The 2,904-nt window shown below is 36.5% G+C and carries 5 protein-coding genes and 1 pseudogene; all 6 read left to right on the forward strand.

Annotated elements, in window-relative coordinates:
* Positions 1-505, forward strand: a 505-nt coding sequence (locus tag OCF96_RS09785; RefSeq protein ID WP_261447047.1) for an LPXTG cell wall anchor domain-containing protein, incomplete at its 5' end; no start/stop codon positions are given.
* A 71-nt stretch (positions 506-576) separates the two neighbouring features.
* Positions 577-996, forward strand: a complete 420-nt coding sequence (locus OCF96_RS09790; protein WP_061419012.1) for a hypothetical protein — start codon at positions 577-579, stop codon at positions 994-996.
* Between the two features lie 82 nt (positions 997-1,078).
* On the forward strand, positions 1,079-1,306 hold the full coding sequence (locus OCF96_RS09795; RefSeq protein WP_261447048.1) for a hypothetical protein: 228 nt from the start codon (positions 1,079-1,081) through the stop codon (positions 1,304-1,306).
* 9 nt (positions 1,307-1,315) lie between these two features.
* The gene (locus tag OCF96_RS09800) at positions 1,316-2,065 is read left to right on the forward strand and encodes a conjugal transfer protein TrbL (protein WP_261447049.1); all 750 of its coding nucleotides are present in this window, start codon (positions 1,316-1,318) and stop codon (positions 2,063-2,065) included.
* Positions 2,066-2,121: 56 nt separating this feature from the next.
* Positions 2,122-2,496: a sulfite exporter TauE/SafE family protein gene (locus tag OCF96_RS09805; RefSeq protein ID WP_261447050.1), complete on the forward strand. Its 375-nt coding sequence runs from the start codon at positions 2,122-2,124 to the stop codon at positions 2,494-2,496.
* Positions 2,438-2,904: pseudogene (locus OCF96_RS09810) on the forward strand (VirB4-like conjugal transfer ATPase, CD1110 family); the annotation flags it as partial. The gene OCF96_RS09805 and the pseudogene OCF96_RS09810, both read left to right, overlap by 59 nt.

A 2,904-nucleotide genomic window follows, 5' to 3' on the forward strand; every position in this document is an offset into this window, starting at 1 on the left:
GCTATTTGAGTATAAATTTAGCGATGACTACGATGAGACACATGATGATTATCAGAGTGTTTACAAGGTATTTGCTGCTGTAGATTTTGAAACAAGTGACGGTCAAAAATTTAAAGCTGGTGATGAATTAACTAAGTTCACCAGTCAAGTGGTAGACAAGGCTAAAGGTAAAGTAGATATTAGCTTTGATGATGCTTTCTTGAAGTCAATTTTAGAGACATCAGAGTTTCAAGCAGAGGTATATCTACAAATGACACGCATTCAGTCAGGAACTGTAGAAAACACTTACTATCATACAGTTAACGGTGTGGAAGTTGTTTCCAATACGGTTGTGACTCATACTCCAGAAGAGCCAAAAACTCCTGAAGAACATCCGCAAAAACCAGAACGAAGCCTGCCATCTACAGGTGAGCAGGCTTCTGCAGAATTGCTGTTAGCTGCTCTAGCAATGGGAAGTGTTGTTACAGGCTTGCTCTACAGCAAGCGCAAGAAAAAAGAGGATTAGAATACTCTAGGAACCTTTGAAATAAGCTATTTTTATGGTATAATAACGGTAAATCGTGGAGGAGTAGGATTATGAAATTTGGGAATGATCTTTCCTGGTTATGGGTAGCTATCATTAGAATTTTTACAGCTCCCTTTTATATCGTTCTTTGGTGTATTAATGTTGTAAAATCCACTATTGGTATGTTTATTCTGTGGGTTATAGCTAAAATATGTATAACAATCGTATTGATTGGGGGAATGGCAATCATTCATCATCTATTCAATTTCCCAAGCGAAAACATAATTGATAATATTTTTGGATGGTATACACCGCATATTTTAGGAATGTCCCATGATTCACTTATTACTGCTGGTCAAGTGGTTGATGCACCAAAAGGAGGAGGGTTATTTTTCCCATATCCGAATTTTGAAGTTCCAATTATTATTGGCCTCAGTATTCTAGTAGCTACTGTTCGGACGATTTATCGTGAAGAATTTGAAGAATTATAAAAATAGTATTGTGTTTGGTACTGTAGAAATCTCTGCAGTGCCTTTTGTTATAAAAAAATGAAATTAAAAGAGGTAAAACAAAATGGAAATCATTACAAAAATTATTACAGGTCTTGGTGTAGTTGGAACAATCACAGGTCTTATCTGGATCTGGAATGGTGCGGTCGATTATATTCAAGGAAGAAAGAACAAAGATAAGCAAAGGCAAGATGATGGGTCTGATTCTATGATTAATGGTGCATTTTTGGCCGTGGCTTCTGCAGGAATTGCTGCAGCAGTCGTCGTATCGCTATCCCAACTAAAATTTTAGGAGTAGCCTATGAATTTAGATATTAGAGAGCTAACAAGCTCTCTTTCTAGTTATAGCTCTGCTACAAATCAAGCTGTAAATATGATGGCTGATGCCGTTAGACCTATTGGGTATATCCTTTTAGGTCTTTTTTTCTGGTTTGAAATGGCATCGTGGTCACAAATGGTCAAGTCGAGGGGAGGTGCATTAACACAGAAGATTTGGTTAGAGGCTCTAATGAAATATTTATTTGCTTTCATTATGATCTCTGCTTCATCTCAGATTTGTGATGCCATTCTGGAATTACTTAATATTGTTGTGAAAGTGATTGCTCATGTAACACCTACCGTTAAAACAACCATTGATTCTAATATTTCTGGTGGGAAAGGAATGTTTGAAAAAGCTATCATTACCTTAGTCGGAAAAGCTGTAAGTGGTGTGGCTAACATTATTCTAGGAATTATTGTTTTCCTACGTTACTTGGATTTGTATATGCTTAAAGCCATAGCTCCATTGTTAGTAGCGTTCTTTATGATGGATTCCTTACGCTCTGTTACGATTAACTTCTTGAAATACTTTGCAGCCTCTGCCCTTATCGGTGTCATCCTAATTATTGTTTCTGTTGTATATGATTCGATTGTTGCAGCAGATATCCTAAAGGTTACAGCTGGTTCCAGTGATTCCTGGGAAACAGCCTTTGCTTCAATTGCTAAGGGGGTTATCTATATCTTTGTAATGGTTGGATCTAGTCGAAAAGCTAAGCAACTATTAGGAGTGTAATCCATGTTTAGAATAATTAGAATTGATCGATCTTATTTGGTATGAAAGGAAAATAATTGAAAAAAATTGGATCAGAATTTTTAAGAGAATTTGAAAATGAGGACAAGCCAATTCTATTTGGTTTAACTACTAGAATGATTGTTCTATATGTGTGTTTAGTAATAGCTGTCTCAGGGACAATTACTATTTATTTCTTTGGTTTACCTGATTGGTACATTTATCTTTGGGATGCTCTATTTGTTGTTCCTGGGGCAATGTACGGTACAGGAATGACTAAGCGAATGCGGATTAAAGAAAAAATCAATTTCTTTTTCCGAATCCAACAACGAATCTATGAGACAGAATTTGGAAAGGTAGGAATGTATACGAAAGATGAGTTTATTCAAAAGCAAAAGAGAAAAACTAGAAAAAGCAGAAAAGAAAAAAATTGATCGTTTGCGTCGTCAGATGAAACCTACGACGCAAAATACGATCAATTACACACATCTACATGAAGATGGATTAATGCACATTGCACGTGAGAAGTATTCTCGTAGCTTTATGTTGGGAGATGCTTCTTACTCTACAGCTCAACAAGATGAAAAAGAGAGTATCATCGATACAACGATGGATGCTCTTAATTCACTGGATGAGGGTAGTAACTACCAGCTCTTAGTCATTAACCGTCGAGTATCGGATAACTCCTTGCAGAATATCTTGTTTGAAGAAACAAATGATGGCTACGATGACTATCGTGAGGAGTTGAATGAGATGATTAAGGAGCGATTTACAACACATGCTAACAACTTCGAGGTACATAAGTATGTGACCATTTCAACGAATGCGGATGACCGAAAACA

It is taken from the genome of Streptococcus mitis (genome assembly GCF_946190065.1).
GTDB classification, from domain to species: domain Bacteria; phylum Bacillota; class Bacilli; order Lactobacillales; family Streptococcaceae; genus Streptococcus; species Streptococcus mitis_DE.

Bases quoted from the DNA above. Each gene is read 5' to 3' on its own strand.
- OCF96_RS09790 (WP_061419012.1), top strand. From the start codon at position 577: ATGAAATTTGGGAATGATCTTTCCTGGTTATGGGTAGCTATCATTAGA.
- OCF96_RS09795 (WP_261447048.1), top strand. From the start codon at position 1,079: ATGGAAATCATTACAAAAATTATTACAGGTCTTGGTGTAGTTGGAACA.
- OCF96_RS09800 (WP_261447049.1), top strand. From the start codon at position 1,316: ATGAATTTAGATATTAGAGAGCTAACAAGCTCTCTTTCTAGTTATAGC.